The sequence below is a fragment of the Photorhabdus tasmaniensis genome (assembly GCF_011189505.1).
GTDB classification, from domain to species: Bacteria; Pseudomonadota; Gammaproteobacteria; order Enterobacterales; family Enterobacteriaceae; genus Photorhabdus; species Photorhabdus tasmaniensis.
This window is the reverse complement of record NZ_PUJU01000101.1, coordinates 1,991-5,195: the sequence shown is the minus strand read 5'-3', so window position 1 is coordinate 5,195 and position 3,205 is coordinate 1,991. Positions and strand designations below refer to the sequence as shown.

Sequence of the window (3,205 nt, the reverse complement as noted above, 5' to 3'; positions counted from 1 at the left end):
ATTAAAGCCTGGCAGTTCCCTACTCTCACATGGGGAGACCCCACACTACCATCGGCGCTACGGCGTTTCACTGCTGAGTTCGGCATGGGGTCAGGTGGGACCACCGCGCTATCGCCGCCAGGCATATTCGTTTTATTCCGACCGTCATGTCGGCTCCGTTTCTCCGGGCCGCACCACCATCCGAACCAATCTCTCGAACAAGCTAAAAATTCTCTCTTCTCTCGCCCCAAAACACCTTCGGTGTTGTAAGGTTAAGCCGCTCGGTTCATTAGTACTGGTCAGCTCAATGCATCGCTGCACTTACACACCCAGCCTATCCACGTCTTCGTCTTAAACGTTCCTTCCGTGACCTTAAAGTCAAGGGAAGACTCATCTCAAGGCAAGTTTCCCGCTTAGATGCTTTCAGCGGTTATCTCTTCCGCACTTAGCTACCGGGCGATGCCATTGGCATGACAACCCGTACACCAGCGGTGCGTCCACTCCGGTCCTCTCGTACTAGGAGCAGCCCCTTTCAATCTTCCTACGCCCACGGCAGATAGGGACCGAACTGTCTCACGACGTTCTAAACCCAGCTCGCGTACCACTTTAAATGGCGAACAGCCATACCCTTGGGACCGACTTCAGCCCCAGGATGTGATGAGCCGACATCGAGGTGCCAAACACCGCCGTCGATATGAACTCTTGGGCGGTATCAGCCTGTTATCCCCGGAGTACCTTTTATCCGTTGAGCGATGGCCCTTCCATACAGAACCACCGGATCACTAAGACCTACTTTCGTACCTGCTCGAGCTGTCACTCTCGCAGTCAAGCTGGCTTATGCCTTTGCACTAACCTCACGATGTCCGACCGTGATTAGCCAACCTTCGTGCTCCTCCGTTACGCTTTGGGAGGAGACCGCCCCAGTCAAACTACCCACCAGACACTGTCCCCGATGCGGGTAACGCACCCGGGTGAGAACATCGAACCTTCAAGGGTGGTATTTCAAGGATGGCTCCGTGCAGACTGGCGTCCACACTTCTTTGCCTCCCACCTATCCTACACATCAAGGTTCCAGGTTCAGTGTCAAGCTATAGTAAAGGTTCACGGGGTCTTTCCGTCTTGCCGCGGGTACACTGCATCTTCACAGCGAGTTCAATTTCACTGAGTCTCGGGTGGAGACAGCCTGGCCATCATTACGCCATTCGTGCAGGTCGGAACTTACCCGACAAGGAATTTCGCTACCTTAGGACCGTTATAGTTACGGCCGCCGTTTACTGGGGCTTCGATCAAGAGCGTCGCACTTACGCGCTAACCCCATCAATTAACCTTCCAGCACCGGGCAGGCGTCACACCGTATACGTCCACTTTCGTGTTTGCACAGTGCTGTGTTTTTAATAAACAGTTGCAGCCAGCTGGTCTCTGCGACTGGCTTCGGCTCCGGACGCAAGGTCCTTCACCTGCTGCCAGCGTGCCTTCTCCCGAAGTTACGGCACCATTTTGCCTAGTTCCTTCACCCGAGTTCTCTCAAGCGCCTGAGTATTCTCTACCTGACCACCTGTGTCGGTTTGGGGTACGATTCAATATGACCTGATGCTTAGAGGCTTTTCCTGGAAGCCGGGCATCAACCACTTCACCGCCGTAGCGGTTCGTCATCACGCCTCAGTGTTGACAGCAGAACGGATTTGCCTGTTCTGCCCACCTGCACGCTTAAACCGGGACGACCGTCGCCCGGATGGCCTAGCCTTCTCCGTCCCCCCTTCGCAGTCACATTCAGTACAGGAATATTAACCTGTTTCCCATCGACTACGCTTTTCAGCCTCGCCTTAGGGGTCGACTCACCCTGCCCCGATTAACGTTGGACAGGAACCCTTGGTCTTCCGGCGAGCGGGTTTTTCACCCGCTTTATCGTTACTTATGTCAGCATTCGCACTTCTGATACCTCCAGCGGGCCTCACAGCGCCACCTTCACCGGCTTACAGAACGCTCCCCTACCCAACGACATCGCAATGTCGCTGCCGCAGCTTCGGTGCATGGTTTAGCCCCGTTACATCTTCCGCGCAGGCCGACTCGACCAGTGAGCTATTACGCTTTCTTTAAATGATGGCTGCTTCTAAGCCAACATCCTGGCTGTCTGAGCCTTCCCACCTCGTTTCCCACTTAACCATGACTTTGGGACCTTAGCTGGCGGTCTGGGTTGTTTCCCTCTTCACGACGGACGTTAGCACCCGCCGTGTGTCTCCCGTGATACCATTCTTCGGTATTCGCAGTTTGCATCGGGTTGGTAAGCCGGGATGGCCCCCTAGCCGAAACAGTGCTCTACCCCCGAAGATGAATGCACGAGGCGCTACCTAAATAGCTTTCGGGGAGAACCAGCTATCTCCCGGTTTGATTGGCCTTTCACCCCCAGCCACAAGTCATCCGCTAATTTTTCAACATTAGTCGGTTCGGTCCTCCAGTTAGTGTTACCCAACCTTCAACCTGCCCATGGCTAGATCACCGGGTTTCGGGTCTATACCCTGCAACTCATGCGCCCAGTTAAGACTCGGTTTCCCTGCGGCTCCCCTAAACGGTTAACCTTGCTACAGAATATAAGTCGCTGACCCATTATACAAAAGGTACGCAGTCACCCCTGTTTGCACAGAAGCTCCCACTGCTTGTACGTACACGGTTTCAGGTTCTTTTTCACTCCCCTCGCCGGGGTTCTTTTCGCCTTTCCCTCACGGTACTGGTTCACTATCGGTCAGTCAGGAGTATTTAGCCTTGGAGGATGGTCCCCCCATGTTCAGACAGGATACCACGTGTCCCGCCCTACTCGTTGAGTTCACACTTTGTGCATTTTGGTGTACGGGACTGTCACCCTTTACTGTGCGCCTTTCCAGACGCTTCCACTAACACACAAACTGATTCAGACTCTGGGCTGCTCCCCGTTCGCTCGCCGCTACTGGGGGAATCTCGGTTGATTTCTTTTCCTCGGGGTACTGAGATGTTTCAGTTCCCCCGGTTCGCTTCGTTTGACTATGAATTCATCAAACGATGATGCAACGAATTGCACCGGGTTTCCCCATTCGGACATCGCCGGCTGTAACGCTTCATATCAGCTTACCGACGCTTTTCGCAGATTAGCACGTCCTTCATCGCCTCTGACTGCCTAGGCATCCACCGTGTACGCTTAGTCGCTTAACCTCACAACCCGAAACTGTCTCGGGGTGCAAAATGTTGAGAGACC

General features: G+C 54.1%; 2 rRNA genes. Both read right to left on the bottom strand.

Annotation, left to right across the window (positions count from 1 at the left end):
- Window positions 1–6 precede the first annotated feature (6 nt).
- Window positions 7–122 (bottom strand): 5S ribosomal RNA (gene rrf, locus C5471_RS22545).
- Between the two features lie 125 nt (window positions 123–247).
- A 23S ribosomal RNA gene (locus C5471_RS22540) occupies window positions 248–3,162 on the bottom strand.
- Between the last annotated feature and the right edge of the window lie 43 nt (window positions 3,163–3,205).